The following is a 19,902-nucleotide window of genomic DNA, read 5'->3' as shown; positions in this document are numbered from 1 at the left end:
GCCATGAAAATAAAGAATAAACTTCGGCTGGGTTTCGGCTTTCTTTTTGTCGTTGTCCTCTTTTTTGGGGCAGTATCCATATTTTATATCCATGAGATTTCGGATAGCGCCAAAGTGATCCTGAAGAATAATTATGAATCACTGAATTTTGCCCGGGAAATGCGTACCATTCTTGATGAAGATAAATTGCCGTTAAGTGATAAGTCCAAAGCCGATTTTAGCCGCCAACTTACCCTGGAAGAGCACAACATTACGGAGGGTGGCGAGGACGCTGCGGCAACCAGTCTTAGAAAGGCATTTAGCGTACTTCAATCTTCCTCAGCTACACCGGCGCATCAAGAAAATGCAGAATATGAGGCGAGGGCACAATTAAGGAAGATAGAGAAATTGAATATGCAGGCTATTGTCCGTAAAAACGATTCGGCCCAGGCCTCCGTGCGAAGAGCTACCCTGTTCCTCGGGCTGGCAGGTACCTTCACTTTCCTCGTGCTTTTTAGCTTTAGTGTAAACTTTCCGGGATTTATAGCCAATCCGATGCGCGCCTTATTGGAGGGCATACACGAGATCAGCCAAAAGAATTATAACCAGCGGCTGAATTTTACCAAAAATGATGAATTTGCCGAAGTGGCTACAGCCTTTAATGAGATGACCGACCGGTTGAAAGAATGGGAAAATAGTAACCTGGCCACGGTGCTGTCAGAAAAACAGCGCATCGAAACGATTATTGAACAAATGATGGATGCAATTATTGGTTTAAATGAAGATAATGAGATCTTGTTTATCAATACGGCCGCTGAAAATATTTTAAACCTTGACGGGAAAAAGGTTATTGGAAAGCCGGCATACGAGTTTACGGCTCAAAATGATCTGCTTAAATCCATTTTAGAGGGCAACAATAGTTTACGTCCTTTTAAAATTGCACTGAACGGCAAGGAGTCCTACTTTCAGTTAGAGAGCAGGGAAATTGTTATTCCCAATCTTAACCCCCAAAAAACGGTACTCAACATCGCCAGCAGGTCAGTAGGTAAGGTGTACATATTAAGAAATATAACCGAGTTTAAAGAACTGGATGAAGCCAAAACCAATTTTATAGCAACCATCTCGCACGAACTGAAGACGCCAATTTCTTCCATAAAAATGAGCCTTAAACTGCTTAAGGATGCGCGCATTGGTACTGTTAATCCGCAACAACTTGAACTGGTGGAACACATCAGCGATGATAGTGACCGATTGTTAAAAATAACCAGTGAACTGCTTGATCTTTCGCAGGTAGAAACAGGTAATATCCAGTTGAACTTTGTATTGTCCGATCCGTTGGAAATTGTAAACTATTCATTAAACACCGTTAAGTTCCAGGCTGAACAAAAGGGGATCAGCCTTCAAGTCAGCACGCCGGGCAATCTTCCCAAAGTGTTGGTGGATGTAGAAAAGACGGCCTGGGTATTGGTTAATTTTGTTTCTAATGCCCTTCGGTACAGCGCCGAAAAATCAAAAGTGATCATTGGGGTGTTAGAAAAAAATAAGGAGGTAATTTTTCATGTTCAGGATTTTGGTAAAGGGATAGATGAACAATATCAAAAACGTTTGTTTGAGCGCTATTTCCAGGTACCAACAGATGGGCAGAATAAATCAGGTTCAGGGTTGGGCCTGGCCATTTCTAAAAATTTTATCGAAGCCCAGCAAGGAAAAATTTGGGTGGAAAGCGCCATTGGCGAAGGTAGTAGCTTTTATTTTTCGCTGCCATCGTACCAGGAAAATAAAGGGATCCCGGATAAGGGAAAAAAGGCTTGAGTGGTTTACCAAAGGCCATGGAAATTAGGTATCTGCGAACAGGCCTGCATACTGTTTATTAAAATGATTTTTTGAGTCTCTCATTTTGAAATTGATTTAATTGCCTTTATGAGACGCGATATTCTGAAAAGGCAGTTCCTACAGTTTAAACCCGCGTTTTCTGTTCAATCATGACTTTTGGCATTACAATAGCTAATTCCCCTTAACCGGAACGGATAACCGCGGTTCGCAGCTGCTGCGATACTGACTTTAGTCATTCCGGGCATTGAAACCGTATTATTCACCGGCTGTTATCGACCTGGCTTTAGGAAAATAGCAGCCTTAATTTTATATATATGAATATACAACCCACCGTGTTACTGATAGATGACGAAAGAAGATCAGGGGGCTGGTTAGGACGGATTGTGCGTTTGGCCGGTTATATTTGTTACCAGGTTGAAAGCGGATTAGAAGCGCTTATTTTACTTGAAAAAGAAAAAATACAAGTAGTTATGAGTGATGTAGACCTACCTGACATGGACTTCGCAGATTTTGTCAAAACGGTCAAGATAAAAAAGCCCTATGTGGAAGTAATCCTCCTGACCAATCATGGCAATATCCATGACGCCATCAGAGCCATTAAAAGTGGAGCGTCTGATTCTCTTATTAAGGGAAAGGATAATGTGGATATTCCGGGACCCTTGACCACGCTATTCTGTACTCCAGGTTCATTCGTTTGTGTATGACGACTCAATAAACAGCCAGTGAATGTAAGATTATTACCATGGTCAAAGTGTTCCAGACCCCTTGGTTTGCAATTCCGGAACGGGCTGGTCAACGGTCCCGGAATGTCCAATTCTGCTTATGCAGGAATTGAAAATAAGGGAATATTCAGGCCAGAGGCCATGATGCGTGTTTTGCTGCGATGTACCATGGATCCCCAAAATCCGTGCTGTTCGGGCACCATAATTAACAGGTCAGCTCCTACGCTCTTGATCTCATTGGCAATTCCCTCGATGATCGAATCTGACTTGACATTTTTATAGTAATAATCAATACCTTCAAGACCATCGTCAATGCGATTTAATGCCGCTGTATCAGCCCCCATTTCTTTCAATTCCTCTACGGTTTCGTTAATTAAAAGCACTTCTACTTCGGCATGAGTAATTAAAGCCACATTTTTGACCTGTGCCAATATTTGTTCAGATACTCCATTTAGTACATCACACGCAAAAAGTACCTTTTTGGGAACATTGAATTTTACATTCGCAGGAACAGCCAACACCGGATATTTTAGCTTTTTGATAATAGATGTCGTGGTATTTCCTAAAAGTTCCTGTTCAAGCGACTTTTCTTCCATTCCCATCACGATCATCTCCGGTTGGTATTCAGCAACTACTTCCTTAATGGCGTTATCGATAAAGGAAAAAGTGGCCCTGGCGAGTACTTCAATTCCATATTCATCAGCGAGTAATAAAGCCTTTGATTCCAGGAGTACTCTGTTTTCATCTATTAATTGCTCAACCAGGTCAGCCGCAAGACGCGCATTTTCGACATGCACAGAAATGGTAAAGTCGTTTAACAGGATTAATTTATAATTATTTTGACGGGCTATACCTGCGGCATAATTAACTGCGTTTTCTGCCAGCTCTGTATAATTGGTAGCGGCCAATATGGTTTTCATAATATAAAAATTGAATTATCAGGGTTGAAAATATAAAGGTTAAAATTACCGGCAATTACTAAAACAATTGTTGGTACAGCGTAATAATAAGCTTAGGTTGAAAAGTCCCGGCAGCCGCGTTGGGGACTTTTCTATTTATTCAGACTTCCAAAATGAAACAAAAGGGGTAAGACTTTTTTCTTGAAACGATTATTCTTCGGTAGTTGGGATGATGATCCCCGAAATGTATAAGTGATCAGTAGAAAAGTATAAATCAGCCATCTCTCTTAGCCTGACCTTTGTTTCAGCAATTAAATATAAAATAAATGAAAAAGACAGTATTAATAACCGGCGCTTCATCAGGTTTTGGAAAAGAGGCCGTTAAATTATTTCATAAAAACAACTGGAACGTGATAGCTACCATGCGTTCACCAGAAAAAGAAACAGAGTTATCGGCACTTGACCAGGTTTTGGTAACCAAATTAGATGTAACCGACAAAGCCAGCATACAAAACGCCGTGAAAGCCGGAATCGAAAAGTTTGGCCAGATTGATGTATTGGTGAACAACGCGGGTTATGGTGCATTTGGTGCCTTAGAAGCCGCTACCGAAGCGGAGATCAAACAACAGTTCGATGTTAATTTCTTTGGGCTCATCGAGGTAACAAAAGCCTTATTACCGGTTATGCGTGAACAAAGATCGGGCGTTATTATCAATGTTTCTTCTATAGGCGGTAAGGTTACCTTCCCATTCTCGTCACTTTACCATGCTACTAAATTCGCGGTAGAAGGTTTAACAGAATCTATACAATACGAACTCAACCCTTTGGGTATCCGGTTAAAAATTGTTGAACCAGGCGGCTATAAAACCGAGTTCGCAGGTCGTTCGATAGCCATTTTCGGCGTTGGCGAATCAGGCGATTACCAGGCTCCGTTTGATAAATTTATTAGCGCGATAGAGCACTGGCCGATGTCTGAAAACATTGGCGAGGTGGCCGAAGCTATTTACGAGGCCGCTACCGACGGTACCGAAAAATTGCGTTACCCCGTAGGTCATGACGCTGGGCCAATAATTGAGGCAAGGCATCAAATGGACGATGTGGGTTTCAAAAAAATGATAGTGGGCCAAATGGGCATTTAAATATCATTGGCTGCCCACATTGGGCAGCCTTTCTTTTTTTTACAGTAACTTTATCAATAAAAACATGGCCGATAAATACATTGAAGTCAAATCAATCAGCGATCTGCACAGGATGGTACAATACATCCCACCCAGGCATCCCCTGGTGAGTGTGATAGATCATTGCGACTTTTATGCCAAACGGCCCAAAGAGGATGCACTTTACCGGTTCGGGTTTTATATCATTTCGTGTAAAAAGTTTGACGGATTGTTAAAGTACGGCAAGGGACATTATGATTTTAATGAGGGTTCCCTGATGTTTACCGCTCCCGACCAGGTTCTCGGCCCCGGACCCGATGTTCAAGTGGAAGAAGGCTGGGCGCTGTTCATCCATCCCGACCTGATCCATGGTACCGACCTGGGCAAAAAGATACACCAGTATTCGTTTTTTAATTATGAGATAAACGAGGCGTTGCACATTTCGGAAGAGGAAAAACTGATCATTAAAGATTGTGTGGCCAAAATCGAAAAAGAGTATGCGCAAAACATCGATAAGCATTCACAGGGCCTTATCGTTAGCAATATTGAATTGCTGTTGAATTATTGCAACCGATTTTATGACCGGCAGTTTTATACCAGGGCAAAGGTTAATTCGGATGTGGTACAGCAGTTTGAAAAATTATTAAAAGATTATTTTTCTCAAAACAACCTCATAGAAACCGGCCTGCCCAACGTGGGTTATTTTGCCTCCAGGCTCAACCTGTCGCCTAACTATCTGTCTGACCTGTTGGGTAAATTCACGGGTAAAACCACACAGGAACATATCCACCTGGAACTGATAGATAAAGCGAAAACCATGCTGTGGGGTACCAATCAGTCCATCAGCGAAATTGCTTACGGACTTGGGTTTGAGCACCCATCGCACTTTACGAAAATATTTAAAACAAAAACAGGGAAATCGCCGAGTGAGTACAGGTTATTAAACTAAAATTATGTTTGTTGAGGCTTATGGAAAGGACTGTTAGAAAAACCGATAGCATTGAACACTCTTCGCCAATTTAACCAGAGGTTCTTGATACTCCTTTTCTTTCTTTGGTCCCTGACTGTCTTAATAGGCTTATGTATCTTCCTGTTGTTGGTTTCGACTTGCCAATACTATGTGTAATATCACTTGCATTTACTCCAGGCTTACTAACCATCACTTAAGCACTCCTTCTAATTCCAGCTTTACTATAGAATTCAAAGCCATAGAGAATATTGAGCCTGACAAGGATTTTATTTACAACAAAATGTAGGGTGCTTGACAATACTAAAAATGTACTATTTTTAGTATTGCAAGTAATTTTCTATGTTTGTATCATTGCTTTGTGCCAATTTAACCATTAAATAGTTTATTATATTAAGATTTATTTAAACAATTGAGTGACTTAGAATTAAATCGCAATCGATTGCGAAGCGGCGCTTAGTATAGATACCCCTGTTTTAATTTAATGAAAGTGCTTCTTAATGAACCCGAATTGATTAATCGCATCGCCATTGGCGACAGGGAAGCATTTGCGCAATTTTACACAGCATATCTGAAAAATATTTACAAGTATGTTTATAGTATTTGCTATGTAAAGGAAACCAGCGAGGAAATTGTACAGGAGCTTTTTTTAAAGGTTTGGGAAAACCGCGAAAGCCTCGTTAAAGTAAAATCTACAAAAGCTTATTTATACCAGTCGGCAAAGAATCTTTTGTTTGACTATATCCGCCGTTTGCAGCTGGAAAGCAAGATACTGGACGTAGTAGAATTAAAAGCTTTGATAGGAGAAAATTACACAGACAATCATTTTTCCTATAAAGAGTATTATCAAATGGCCCAACATGCGATTGATTTGCTGCCCGAAAAAAGGAAACAGATATTTAAACTGCGTTTAAATGATGACCTTACCCTTGACGAGATTGCTTTAAAACTTCATATCTCCAAATCGGTTGTAAAAAAGCAATTATATGCCGGCGTTAGCTTTGTGCGCAAATACCTTTATAAACACGGCGAAATTATAGCTGTGTTCCTGTACCTTACCATTTCTTCACGGGTAAATTAAAAATATTTTCACACAGAGGGGGTTTTCCGGAGTTGGCATTCGTCTTAATAGATATGAGCCAATCGATACCTGATCAATTTTTCGAGAACCTTAAAAATCGCCAGCAGAATGAAAACGATCATCTGCGGCTTACAGAGTGGTTTAAAACCGCTTCAGAAGCCGAGATCGAAGAAGTTTTAAACAAGTATAGCTGGTATTTCCAGGATGAGCCGGATGAACGTTATCCCGAAAACGGGCATCTGGTTAAGCTGATCGAGAACAAGATCAATGAAGCCGGGTATTCACCGGCATCGGATAAAATATTTCCCAGGGGAAAAAACTTCCGGCTTTTTGCAAGAAGAGCAACTGCAGCCGCGGCTATGCTGTGCGCGGTAGGCTTACTTTATTTCCTTTTTAAAGGCAGGAAGCAGCCACAATTTTCGGCTCAAATCACTTATACATCCAAAATAGTTCCTGGTGGTAATAAAGCTACACTTACGCTGGGCAATGGCAATACCATTGTGCTTGATTCGGCCCATAATGGTATGCTGGCCAGCCAGGGTGGCGTACATATTTACAAATCAAAAAATGGTCAGCTTGTTTATGATGTTTCAAAATACAAGGCTCAGGCAACTGATGAACTGGCCTACAATACCATAAGCACACCACGTGGGGGGCAATACCAGGTTGTGCTGCCCGATGGCAGTAAAGTATGGCTTAATGCAGCTTCATCTTTAAAATTTCCAGCCCGTTTTATCGGTAAGCAACGTACGGTAATGCTGGAAGGTGAGGCGTATTTTGAAGTTGCTAAAGATAAAACGCATCCATTTAAAGTAAGTGTAAATACCATGGAGGTAGAGGTGCTGGGTACCCATTTTAACATCATGGGATACAAGGATGAGGACGCTACTGCAACTACGCTGCTTGAAGGTTCAGTAAAAATAACCAAAGGTAATGCTGCACAAACGATAGTTCCGGGGCAGCAAGCCATGGTAAAACAAAGTATCACTGTAAAAAATGTAGATGTTAATGAAGCTGTTGAATGGAAAAACGGCAACTTCAATTTTGCTCATGAAAAGCTGCCAGGAATTATGCGCAAAATAGCTCGCTGGTATGATGTGGACATTGATTATGAGGCCAAAACTACAACGGCGACCTTTGTAGGTACCATACCCCGTTCGCAAAACATCACCGAAGTTTTAAAATACCTCGAATTAACCGGATTAGTACACTTTAAGATAACAGAAAGGAGAATTACCGCCATGCCTTAACATTTACTTTAAGGTGGTTTTTCTATAGAAACCAGGAAGCGCAACGAACGCTTTCCTGGCTGAGCCTGGGATAAACCGCTAACAATTGTACGACCAATCTTTAACCAAAATTTAACCCAAACATTCAAATGTATGAAATTTTATTTTCAAACGGGATGCATGCGCCCTGTCCGCATTCCTAAACTTTTGCTGGTAATGAAACTTACCCTTGTTTTATTGATCACCATTTTTTTACAAGTTTCGCAGGCCAGTTATGGTCAGCGCATCACCTATAAAGGCACCAATGTTCCTGTGGAAAAGCTTTTTCAGGTTATACAAGCACAAACTTTTTTCAAGGTGTTGTATGCCGATGAAATGATCAATGGTTTAGGCAATACCGATCTGAACCTTAAAAATGCCAGTATTGATGACGCCCTCAAGGCCTGCTTTAAGGATAAGCCATTAACTTATACTATTACCAACAATGTCATTGTTATTAAATACAAACCGGCTCCGCCTGTTGAAAAGGAGCAGTTGAAACCTGTTACAATTACGGGTAATGTAACCGACGATAAGAAACTACCGCTACCCGGTGTAACTGTCTTATTGAAAGGAACAAATACGACTGCTGTTACCGATATTAATGGTAATTATAAAATCACGGTACCTGATAATAAAGGAACCCTGGTATTTAGTTTTATCGGTTTTGAAAGCAGCGAGGTGGTGCTGGGTGAAAACAACGTGATTAATGTTCAGTTAAATGGAAGTAATCAAAACTTAAATGAGGTTGTAGTAGTAGGTTACGGAACCCAGCGTAAAACATCATTAACCTCATCTGTTTCAACTGTTAAAGGTGCCGAGTTAGTTAAAGCGCCTGTTCCTAATATTACTTCGTCTTTAGCAGGCCGGGTTGCGGGTATATCTGCCCGTCCAAATGGTGGTGTACCCGGACAGGATAACCCGGATATACACGTTAGAGGCATCGGAACAATTGGTAATAATAGCGGTGCGCTTATCGTAATTGATGGAATTGTTCGCCCTAATATTAGCGAGATTGATCAAAACCAGATAGAGTCTGTATCGGTGTTAAAAGATGCTGCTGCTGTCGCGCCTTATGGTTTGGGGGGAGCTAATGGTGTTATATTGATCACTACCAAACATGGTAAAACAGGAGCTCCAACACTTTCTTTGGGGGCCTATTATGGTTTTTTACGCCCTACGTTTCCGCCTAATATGTTAAATGCAAAAGATTATATGACGCTTAAAAATGAGGCGGATATAAACTCAGGGTTGGCGCCGGAGTTTGCAACAGACCTGATCAGTAATTATAATAACCTTCACGCGCAAAATCCGGATAAATATCCGAACAGCAATGCCGAACGCGAACTCATTAAATTAAACAAACCACAACAAAGCTACAATTTACAGTTATCTGGCGGGACCGACAGGGTACAGTATTATTTGGGATTGAATTTCTTAAGGCAAGATGGTATTTATGATCCCTTGTCTTATAATCGCTATAACTATAACGCCATGGTTGATATTAATGCGACATCTACTACTAAAATTAGTGTTTCATTAAACAACTCTATCGAGCAAAATCAAACCGGGCCAAATCCACAGGGAATTTCTTATATACCTACCGCACCTATTTATTATAGCAATGGCCTTTGGGGGCAATCGGGAGGTTACTCACCAGCCGCGGATCTGGCGAGTGGGAGTTACAATAAGATAAACAAAAACACAGCCTTAAACTCCATATCCATTGAACAGCAATTACCCTTTATAAAGGGTTTAAGTATTAAGGGTGTATTCAGCTATGATCCATCTACAGAGGAGCATAAAGACTGGACACGACCCGATTATTATTACATATATGATGGCTCTACCACGCCTGTTACCTATACCAAAAACCTGCTGGGCGATGGAGTTACCACGCTTTCACAATATTTTGGCAAAAGCCAGAATTTTACTTACCAGGGATATTTGAACTATCACCGCACATTTGGTGATCATGAGATAACCGGTTTAATAGTTGCTGAAGCTCGCAGAGGTATCGGTAGCAACTTTCAAGCGTCAAGAAGAGGTTTTAGTGTCGATGTGGATGAATTGAATCTGGGTACATCAGATAAATCGAACTTTGATAATGGAGGTTCATCGAGTACCAGTAGTCAGTTAGGATACGTTTACCGCTTAAATTATGCTTATAAACAAAAGTATTTAATTGAAGCAACCGGCAGGTATGATGGGTTTTATGATTTTGCACCCGGACATAGATGGGCATTTTTTCCTGCATTTTCAGCTGCCTGGCGTTTGTCTGAAGAATCGTTCATTAAAGACAATTTATCTTTTATAGATAACCTGAAGCTGAGAGGTTCATTCGGGAAGTCTGGAAATCTTCCCGATAGGGATTCTCATTATCAATATCTTACAAAGTATAATTTGTATGGCAATGCCTATGCTTTTGGTGCAGGAAACCTTGTGCAGGGGGCTTATATACCGTTAGAGTCTAATCCTCAAATTACATGGGAAAAAGCTAACAAATCTGATATTGGCCTTGATGGATCCTTATGGCATGGAAAGTTAACTTTTGAGGCAGATTACTTTTATGAAAAAAGATCAGATATGTTGGTTAACCCTATAACCACTGTTCCTGTGGAGTATGGGTTAGCCTTGCCGCAAACAAACGCCGGTATTATGAGCAATCATGGTATTGAGTTTGTGCTTGGTACAAACAACAAATTCAGGAATGGTTTGCAGTTGGGCGTATCGGGTAATTTTAGTTTCGCCAGGAATAAGCTTTTACAGGTTTTTGAGTCTGATGCCACAAAGAATAATCCCAATCGCAGTCGAACCGGCAGGGAATTTGGTACTCCATTTGGCTATAAAGCGCTGGGCTTATTTAAAACATCAGATGATAAAAACGGCGACGGGGTGATTGACAATAAAGATGGTTATAACATTACCCAGTTTGGCGCTATTCATCCCGGCGATGTGAAATATGCTGATATAAACGGAGATGGAAAAATTGATGATAATGATGAAACCGTTGTTGGTTATCCTACCACGCCTGAAATAACTTACGGCTTAAACCTGAATGCTTCATGGAAAGGTTTTGATGTAACCTTATTTTTTCAGGGTGCTGCCAACGCAAGCCTGAATATACAGGGATATCAAAATGTTCCTTTCAGGATCAATAATACCAACACATCTTATGAGTATTTTGATAACCGCTGGACCCCCGATCATCAGGATGCTAAATATCCAAAAGCATATGCTTCAAAAAACACCAATAATACTACCAATCCAATTAATGGCGATGGTTTTGGTGCATTTTCATCCTCTATATGGATGGCTAATACCAGCTTTTTGCGGTTAAAAACTGCTGTTATCGGTTACACCATTCCTGCCGCTATTACCAAAAAGTTCAGTATCCAAAATTTGCGTTTTTATGTTACGGGGCAAAACATATTCACCGTAAGCCCACTCAAGTTTATGGATCCTGAAACAGGCTATACCAATCGTGAAGAAGCTTATCCGCTTCAAAAAACTTTCATTTTTGGACTAAACGTAACTTTTTAACAAAACACTGGAATCAAAGTCATGAAAAATTTTAATAAATATAGTATTTACTACAGCTGGCTTTTATTGGCTGTATTGGTGCTGCCAATGGCGGCCTGTAAAAAGTACCTTGATAATGTACCAAAAGACTCTGTAGCCGGCGATGTGCAATGGAGCAATGAAACCACCGCCGATCTGTTTTTAAACGATATATACGGCCAGATAAATAATCAGGGCGATACTCCAGACCCCCTGGACAGTTATACTGATGATAATGACGGTGGCCCATATTGGAAATCGTGGCGTTGGAGACAAGGTATTATTGGCCCCGGTGTTGAAGACGGAACCCCGCAAGAAAATGATGGCAATGCATCTAATTATGAGGAGTGGAACAAGGTTTATTCCAAGATCAGGAAGTGTAATACTTTTATTCAGCAGGTTAATGCTCACCCGTCTAACTTATCAGAAGCTTATCGGAACAAAAGGATAGATGAGGTACGTTTCCTGCGAGCGTTTTTTTACAGCTATTTATGGATGCATGTTGGGGGGCTACCTATTATAACAGTACCACAAGACAGAAACACAGATAGTCAGGCCGAACTATTTAAAGCCCGAAGCACTTTTGGCGACACATTTAACTTTATTGATGCCCAGTTAGATTCTGTAGTTACCAACAATTACCTTGCAAAAAAATATAATGCAGGTGAGGCGGACGCAGGACGTGTTACAATAGGTGCGGCGCTGGCTCTAAAAGGCTGGATAGAATTATATGCTGCGAGTCCTGCCTTTAATACGGCAACGCCGGTTACGGGTTCCGATCCTAACAAGTTTTTCAGCTTTGGCAACACTGATGCAGCCCGTTATACCAAAGCTGCAGCAACCAACAAAAAATTTATTGACGAGCTTGGCGGTACCTATACACTATACCCGGATATGACTACTTTCTGGAAAGAAACCAACGAGTACAACACCGAAGTGATCTTTGACAAGCAGTCTGTGGCCAATACCACAGGTAGCGCATTTAATCTTTTTGGTGGTCCGGTATATATACAAGGGCAGTATTTTACCTGGGGTAACTACGATCCGACTCAAGAATTGGTTGATCAGTTCAGGATGGATAATGGTTTACCTATAACCGATCCAAAATCAGGTTACGATCCACAGCATCCATACCTGCACCGTGAAAAGCGTTTTTACGATTGGATTGTGTACGATGGTGCTCCTTATAAGCAAAACTGGATGACCAGTACCGATACCATTTTTACCAGGATTAATAAAGTTCATCCATCTCTAAATGAGATCGATTTTGGCTCATCGGATGTTTCTAATACTGCTTATTATTTCAAAAAGCGTCTTAATCCTGATATAAGGCCGGCCGGGGGAAGTACCGATGGTATAAATTATGTATACTTTCGGTATGCCGAGGTGCTTTTGAACTATGCCGAGGCACAGAACGAAGCAGGCGGCCCCAATGCAGATGTTTACGCTGCTATTGATAAGATCAGAACAAGAAGCCAGCTGCCTACGCTTGAAGCTACTTATGGTGGCCAAATTTTAAGCCAGGAGCAAATGCGTGCCGTTATCCGTAATGAAAGAAGGGTAGAACTTTGTTTTGAGAACAAAAGGTATTATGATATCATCCGCTGGCGTATAGCCGAAAGTGTAATGAATGTTGATAGGCACGGTATGAAAATTACCAACACGTCACCGGCTGATAATAAAGGTATTTGGAAATATGAGCCGGTATTACTTGGGCACCCCCACGTATTTACACCCAAAATGTATTTGAATCCTATACCTCAACAGGTAATTGACAGGAATTCCAATATCAAACAAAACCCTAATTATTAGGACAAACAAGATATTCATGAGGTTTGACTTTTGACGTTTTATTTATTGAAATAATTGTTCTGAAAGGTCAGGGTGCCAAATTGAAACGACCGGTACGGATAGAAGTCTGTACCGGTCATATCGTAAAACATGGATAATAAATCCGTAATATTTAATTTAAATCGAATGCACTACAAAAAATCTTTCTTCCTGTTAATCTATGCTGTAGTATTAGGCCTTAATGCTCAGGCACAAGTTTATAAAGACCCCAAGGTACCGGTACAGAAACGGGTAGCAGACCTCTTAAAGCGAATGACACTGGAAGAAAAAGTAGGCCAGATGAGCATGTCGTCACTCTCAGGTGCAAAAAACAGTAAAATTGCCTACGGTGTTTTGGAAAGCCCCTTTACTAATGTAAAGGATGTTGCCATAAAATCTGCCGCTGCAAAAAAATATAGCCGTGAACAAACCCGGTTGGGTATTCCGCCCATACAAATTGGCGAATGTTTACACGGGCAATTAGCAGCAGGGGCAACCACTTTTCCGCAAGCTATAGCGCAGGGCAGCACCTGGAACCCGGCACTTATAGAGCAAATGGGGCAGGCTATTGCTACCGAGGCATCCACATCAGGGGTTGATGAAGCACTTTCTCCCTTGTTTGACCTCATCAGGGACGCCAGATACGGCAGGGTGGAAGAGTGTTTTTCGGAAGACCCATACCTGGTTGGTCAGCTTGGTTCTGCCTTTGTAAGGGGCATGCAGGGCGATCCGGTGCAAACCCGTAACAGTTTTGCCTTTGATAAAGTGATGTGTACCGGAAAGCACTTCGCAGCCTACAGCAAGCCCATAGCAGGCATTAATTTGGCACCGGCCGAAATTGGTGAACGCGAGCTGCGTTCTATGTTCCTGGCACCTTTCCGTGATGTTGTGCAGGATGCAAACATTGCAGCCATTATGCCGTCATACAATGAAATAGATGGTATTCCTGCTCACAGTAATGAGTTTTTATTAAAGCAAGTGTTGAGACAAGAGTGGGGATTTAAGGGGTACGTATTCTCTGACTATGGAGGTCTTAGTCAGCTGTACGATTTTCATAAAATAGCCAAAGACGCATCAGAAGCCGCCTTGCTGGGAATAAAAGCAGGTGTTGACCTGGAGGCGGCACGCCCCGACGTGTATACCCATTTGGTTGAGTTGGTTAAAGCCGGTAAGATCAAAGAATCGCAGATTGATACCGCGGTAGCCCGTATCCTTACCCTTAAATTTAAGGCCGGCTTATTTGAAAAACCCCTGGCTGATACCGCACGCATAAAAGACAGGGTACATACCCCGGAGCATATTAAACTATCTCAGCAAATAGCGGAAGAATCAATAGTTTTATTGAAAAACAATGATAACCTTTTGCCGCTTAATATCAGTAAGCTAAAATCCATAGCCGTGATAGGCCCCAATGCCAATAAGGTACAATACGGTGATTATAGCTTTACCAGGGATAACTTATCGGGAGTAAACGTATTGGAAGGTATAAAACAATTTGCCGGGAACAACATTAAAGTAAACTACGCCAAAGGGTGCGAACTTACCGGCCTTGACAAGAGCGGGTTTGACGAAGCCGTAAAAACTGCTGAGGAAAGCGATGCCGTGGTAGTGGTATTAGGAACAACCAGTGTTGTGTTCTCTGGCGTTGGTTGGAATGGCCAGGCACCAGGTAACGAACCCAATGATCCGTTCACCTGTGGCGAGGGGTATGATGTTACTGATATTAACCCACAGGGTGTTCAACGCGAATTGTTGCAGGCCATATATAAAACTGGTAAACCCGTTATACTGGTATTGGAAAATGGCCGTCCGTGGAGCATAAGCTGGGAAAAGGAAAACATTCCGGCCATTTTAGAAGCCTGGTACCCGGGCGAAAAAGGCGGTACAGCTGTTGCCAATATCCTGTTTGGTAAAGTAAATCCATCGGGCAGGCTTAATATGAGTGTACCGCAGTCTACAGGGCATATTCCGGTATTTTACAATTATGTAAACTCATCAAGAGGCAATAACCGTGAGCCAGGAACCATTGAAAAACCAGGACGTGATTACGTGTTTTCGTCAACAGATCCATTGTTTGCGTTTGGTTTCGGGTTAAGTTATACTTCGTTTGATTATAGTAATCTTAAGGTATCAAAAACGGAGTTCAGCAAAAATGAGCAGATAACGGTTTCTGTAGATGTAAAAAACACAGGTAACATGCCTGGTAAAGAAGTAGTACAATTATACCTGGGTAACAAGGTAAATTCTGTAAGTACCCCGGTAATGGCATTAAAGCGTTTCAGCAAAATAGCCATTGAACCCGGACAGGTTAAAACAGTAAGTTTTACTATCAATGCTAAAGATATAGCAATATGGAACCGCCAAATGAAACAGGTTACTGAACCAGGCACATTTGATGTAATGATTGCCAAAGCCGCCAATAATGTGGTGTTGAAAAAACAATTGGAATATAAGGAGTGAGGTCTCAGCATATTCAACAATGGTGTTTGGCCTTTTCATTGAAGGGGATAATTCCTATATCCGGGGTTTAATTCATCAAGCCACATAAAATTTGATTCACACTTTTCAAAATACGCTTAATCATGCTGTTTGATCAATTAATAGCTGCAAATACTTAATAGAAATAGTTTGAGACTGGAGGTTTTGCGATAACTTTTAACTTATAAAATTTACCCGTTGACTTGGGCTTATTTAAAACCTTTTAACGGATCTTCCCCAATATTTGCAATTCGCCTCAAATCTTCTACCAAATGTTTCAAAATGTACACAGGTTCAGGAGCCATAATGGACAAGCACGAAGAATCGGTCGCTTGTCCTTCTTTTTTGCCGTTTAACTTGTTGTTAACCAAGGTAAATATAACCGAAAAACTCACTCATTTTAGCAGTTCGATGTTCAATTCTTCAAAAAACGCTGCTGATAGTAAATTATGCTCTCCAATACGACTTTGACATTAAAAGTGAGTATAAAATGGCAGAATGTTCCATTTTATATGTTTAGGAATGCTGAATAAACGGACCCGTTTGAAAAAAATATCAAAAGCCATCATTTGTTGATAATTAACAATGGTTTAACAAAATATTTAGCTATTTTTAGCATTGTTGATTATGCCATGGATGATATAAGTGCTTTTCCTGATCATTCTTTGTCCGAATTGCTGAAATCGGGTAGTCATGAAGCTTATAATGAAATTTACAAACGTTATTTCGGCTTAATGTTTATTGACGCGTGCAAACGGACGGCCAGCACGGAAGATGCCCAGGACATCATTCAGGAAACATTCATTAATCTCTGGAATCGGCGGGAATACCTTGATCCGGAGAAAAGTATCGCCGGTTACCTTTATGCTGCCATGCGTAACAAAGTCATCGACTGGTTTACGCATCAGGAAGTAAACTCCAGGCATATTAATTCCTTCAAATCATTCTATGAAACCGGCACTTGCCTTACGGATCATGCTATTCGTGAAAAACAGCTGGCCTCCATCATTGAGCGAGAAATTGATGCCTTGCCTCCGCGAATGAGAGAGATATTTATTTTAAGCCGTAGGGCTAATCTCAGCCATAAACAAATTGCCCAGCAGCTTGATCTTTCTGAGCTTACCGTTAAAACCCAGGTAAAGCATGCGCTTAAAATACTGCGTACGCGCCTTGGTTTGGTGATGTTTATAGTAATGCTCATAGGCCGCTGACCAGCAACAGCAAAAGAACAGTACTTTTAATTTTTTGATGGACCAGATTTGTCTGCAAATAAAAATAGCGCTGTTTGCACAGCGCTATCCGGTTAAAGCAGGTGGTATGAAAGTATCTTTTATTCTGCGGTTTTTTCAGGCAGCAGTTGGAAGGTGATCATGTTATTGCCTGACAGAAATACCTGTGCGGCTTGCTTTAATGATACCGCATCTATTTTTTGCAGGAGTTTATCCGTATCCAGCGCCTGCAGCACATTTTCGTTATTTTCATACTGACCCAGCAGGTAGTTCATCCAGAAACCGTTGTCCTTTAAAGCCAGCTCTACATTTTTTTCATACTGGGCTTTAAATTTTTGCACGTCGTCCGCATCCGGACCTTTCTCCTTTAAGGTTTTCATTTCCTGCTCTACCATGGTTACCAGGTGATCTGCATTTTGTGGCGCGCAGCCAAAGGCCACGGTAAGGGCAAAGCGGTTATGCGGATATTTGTTGTAGCTGGTTTGTACCTGCGGGCTGTACACCTCGCCTTCGGCTTCACGTAGCTGCTGCAATACTTTGATCTGCAATACGTCGCCCAGGGCTTTTAACTGCAGGTTGGCAAGCGGGCTGTACGTATAATCTCCGCTGAACACCAACTGTACAGTAGCCTTATTCTCAGTGCCTTTGTATACCCTTTTTACTATATGTCCGGCAGGGATGTGAATACCGGTATCCCGGGGTTTTATATGCTGATGGGTAGCAGGCAATGAGCCTAAATAACGCTCCAGCAATGGGGTAATGGTTTCTGGTTTAAAGTTGCCAACAAAAACAAATGTGAATCCTGAGGCATCAGCAAAACGTTCCTTATAAATAGCATAGGCTCGTTGCACTGTGATCTTACCAATACGGTCTGTAGTTGGAGGAGCCGAGCGATAATTGTAGTTACCCATTATATAGCTAACGGTATCTGCAAATACATTAGCCGGACTGGCATAACGATTTGTTAAACCGGCAATGGCATTATTGATGGTGTTTTTAAACATCAGCGTATCCTTACGCGGTGCGGTAAACTGCAAATAGGTGAGTTGCAGGGCAGCTTCTAAATCCTGAGGTGCTGCGCCAGCCCTGATGGTTGATGCGCGACCTATAATGTTAGCCGACGATGATGCCACCTTGCCGGTAAAAAGGTTGTTGAGTTGCACCATACTAAAATTACCCAGGCCCATCCTGTTCATGATACCGCCGGCGTTTGACGCGACATCGTAATCGGTACCCTCATATAACGATGTACCACCGGGGGCAAATGCGCCGTAGATGATCTGGTCATTTTTAAAATCGGTGGGCTTGAGGATCACTGTTACACCGTTACTGAAGGTTAGTTTAGTGATATTAAGCTGCGCGATCTCCTGTTTGCTGACCACTTTACCAGCTTTTGGTTTTACAGAGAGCAGTGGTTTGTTTATCTCATCTTCTTTAAAGGGCTGGATATCTTCCTTGCTTACATTGGCTATCCAGCTTTGCACCATTGCTGAATCAGGCAGGGAGGCTCTGTCTTTTTCAGGGGCAGATACCAGTACATCCACATCTTTGGATGATAAATATTCGTTCATCAGGGTATTGATATCAGCCAGGGTAATGGCATTGATATGGTTGTTGGTAAACCGATATTCCCAGGCAATACCCGGCGATGCCTCATTATTTAAAAATAAACGCTGATATTCCTTTACATAACTGGTTGAAGGGGTTTTACCTTGTTCATTTACGCTGTTTTGAAGGCCACGCAAATAACTTTGTTTGATGCGGTCAAACTCGCTTTGTGTAAAGCCGTAACGTTTAATTCGCTCCATAACGCGCCAGGTTTGTGCAAAGCTTTGCTCCAACCTGCCTTCTTTAGCTGATACGCTGAAGCTCAGCATGTCCACATTTTTTAATACCCCGCCAATGCCCGCACTCATACCGGTAAAGGCCGGGTTGCTTTCGCGGCTTAATTCAGCCAGCTTGCGATTACCGAGCAACTGATTAAACAGATTTTGTTTGATGGAGGTGATATAATCCTGCTCGGTTTTCAATTCAGGAGCCTGATGTTTCATCATGATCTCCAGATCGGTTGATGTTTCTTCTTTGTCAGTGACGATCATGAACTGGCTTTTGCCGGTCAGTGGTACATGATATGGTGTGCGCACCCTTTCGTTTGGAGGATTTTTGAGGTCGGCAAATCTTTCTTTAACGAGTTTTTCGGCTTCATTTACATCCACATCACCTACAATGATCAACGCCTGCAGGTCAGGGCGATACCAGTCATGATGAAAACGTTTAATCACTTCAGGTTTAAATTTGGTTAACACTTCGTCGGTACCTATGGGCAGCCTGTCGGCATAGCGGGCATGGTTCAGCAGCATGGGCAGGTATTGCCTTGACATACGGTCTTTGGCACCTTTGCCCAGCCTTTCTTCCTCTAATACTACGCCTCGTTCCTTTTCAATTTCGGTGGGATCTAAAGTGGCTTCCTGCGCCCAGTCGCGCATAATGCGGATGCCGTTACCAAACATAGCATGGTTATCGGTAGGGATGGGTAACTGGTAAACAGTTTCGTCAAAACTGGTATAGGCATTCAGGTCGGCACCAAAGCGAACACCGGCTTTCTGCAGGTAATCAACCAGGTCATTCTTTGGAAAGTTTTTGGTGCCATTAAAGTTCATGTGCTCCATAAAGTGAGCCAGGCCCTGCTGATCATCATCTTCCAGCACAGAGCCTACCTTATTAACAAGGTATAATTCTACACGTTTCCTGGGTTCATTATTATGACGAATGTAATAAGTAAAGCCATTGGCCAATTTCCCGGTGCGCACAGCCAGATCTAAGGGGATGGATTGCGCTAAGGCAGCGTATCCGGCAAAGCCGATTGCGGTGGTTAGTATCAGTTTTTTAATATCCATG

At 41.8% G+C, this 19,902-nt stretch carries 12 protein-coding genes; 10 read left to right on the top strand and 2 right to left on the bottom strand.

Annotated features, from left to right (window positions below; translation table 11 throughout):
* Nucleotides 1-3: 3 nt before the first annotated feature.
* On the top strand, nt 4-1,791 hold the full coding sequence (locus tag M2273_RS05165) for an ATP-binding protein (RefSeq protein ID WP_429393840.1): 1,788 nt from the start codon (nt 4-6) through the stop codon (nt 1,789-1,791).
* Between the two features lie 335 nt (nt 1,792-2,126).
* Nucleotides 2,127-2,516, top strand: a complete 390-nt coding sequence (locus M2273_RS05160) for a response regulator (protein WP_429393838.1) — start codon at nt 2,127-2,129, stop codon at nt 2,514-2,516.
* Nucleotides 2,517-2,632: 116 nt separating this feature from the next.
* Here M2273_RS05160 and M2273_RS05155 read toward each other — a convergent pair whose 3' ends face one another.
* The gene (locus M2273_RS05155; protein WP_429393835.1) at nt 2,633-3,454 is read right to left on the bottom strand and encodes a universal stress protein; all 822 of its coding nucleotides are present in this window, start codon (nt 3,452-3,454) and stop codon (nt 2,633-2,635) included.
* 305 nt (nt 3,455-3,759) lie between these two features.
* Here M2273_RS05155 and M2273_RS05150 point away from each other — a divergent pair, with 305 nt between their 5' ends.
* The 8 genes from M2273_RS05150 (at nt 3,760) to M2273_RS05115 (ending at nt 16,986) form a co-directional block, all read left to right on the top strand.
* Nucleotides 3,760-4,572 carry an SDR family oxidoreductase gene (locus M2273_RS05150; RefSeq protein ID WP_429393832.1) on the top strand — a complete coding sequence of 271 codons (813 nt, stop codon included), beginning with the start codon at nt 3,760-3,762 and terminating at the stop codon, nt 4,570-4,572.
* A gap of 64 nt (nt 4,573-4,636) precedes the next feature.
* On the top strand, nt 4,637-5,539 hold the full coding sequence (locus M2273_RS05145) for a helix-turn-helix domain-containing protein (RefSeq protein ID WP_429393829.1): 903 nt from the start codon (nt 4,637-4,639) through the stop codon (nt 5,537-5,539).
* A 502-nt stretch (nt 5,540-6,041) separates the two neighbouring features.
* Nucleotides 6,042-6,638 (top strand): RNA polymerase sigma factor, encoded by a 597-nt coding sequence (locus tag M2273_RS05140; RefSeq protein WP_429393826.1) that lies wholly within the window; start codon nt 6,042-6,044, stop codon nt 6,636-6,638.
* 53 nt (nt 6,639-6,691) lie between these two features.
* Nucleotides 6,692-7,888, top strand: coding sequence for a FecR family protein (locus M2273_RS05135; RefSeq protein ID WP_429393824.1), 1,197 nt, complete (start codon nt 6,692-6,694; stop codon nt 7,886-7,888).
* 195 nt (nt 7,889-8,083) lie between these two features.
* A complete protein-coding gene (locus M2273_RS05130; protein WP_429393822.1) occupies nt 8,084-11,449 on the top strand; it encodes a TonB-dependent receptor in 3,366 nt (1,121 codons plus the stop codon).
* Nucleotides 11,450-11,470: 21 nt separating this feature from the next.
* On the top strand, nt 11,471-13,279 hold the full coding sequence (locus tag M2273_RS05125; RefSeq protein WP_429393820.1) for a RagB/SusD family nutrient uptake outer membrane protein: 1,809 nt from the start codon (nt 11,471-11,473) through the stop codon (nt 13,277-13,279).
* Between the two features lie 165 nt (nt 13,280-13,444).
* Entirely contained in the window at nt 13,445-15,757 is a 2,313-nt protein-coding gene (locus M2273_RS05120) for a glycoside hydrolase family 3 N-terminal domain-containing protein (RefSeq protein ID WP_429393817.1), read from the top strand.
* Between the two features lie 587 nt (nt 15,758-16,344).
* Nucleotides 16,345-16,986, top strand: coding sequence for an RNA polymerase sigma factor (locus tag M2273_RS05115; RefSeq protein WP_429393815.1), 642 nt, complete (start codon nt 16,345-16,347; stop codon nt 16,984-16,986).
* 119 nt (nt 16,987-17,105) lie between these two features.
* Here the strand turns inward: M2273_RS05115 and M2273_RS05110 are convergent, their stop codons facing one another.
* Nucleotides 17,106-19,901 carry a M16 family metallopeptidase gene (locus tag M2273_RS05110; protein ID WP_429393814.1) on the bottom strand — a complete coding sequence of 932 codons (2,796 nt, stop codon included), beginning with the start codon at nt 19,899-19,901 and terminating at the stop codon, nt 17,106-17,108.
* Nucleotide 19,902 lies beyond the last annotated feature (1 nt).

Origin of the sequence: Mucilaginibacter lappiensis (assembly GCF_050433765.1) — a bacterium.
GTDB classification, from domain to species: Bacteria; Bacteroidota; Bacteroidia; order Sphingobacteriales; family Sphingobacteriaceae; genus Mucilaginibacter; species Mucilaginibacter lappiensis_A.
The sequence above is the reverse complement of the archived record's forward strand: the minus strand, read 5'-3'. Positions and strand labels throughout refer to the sequence as shown.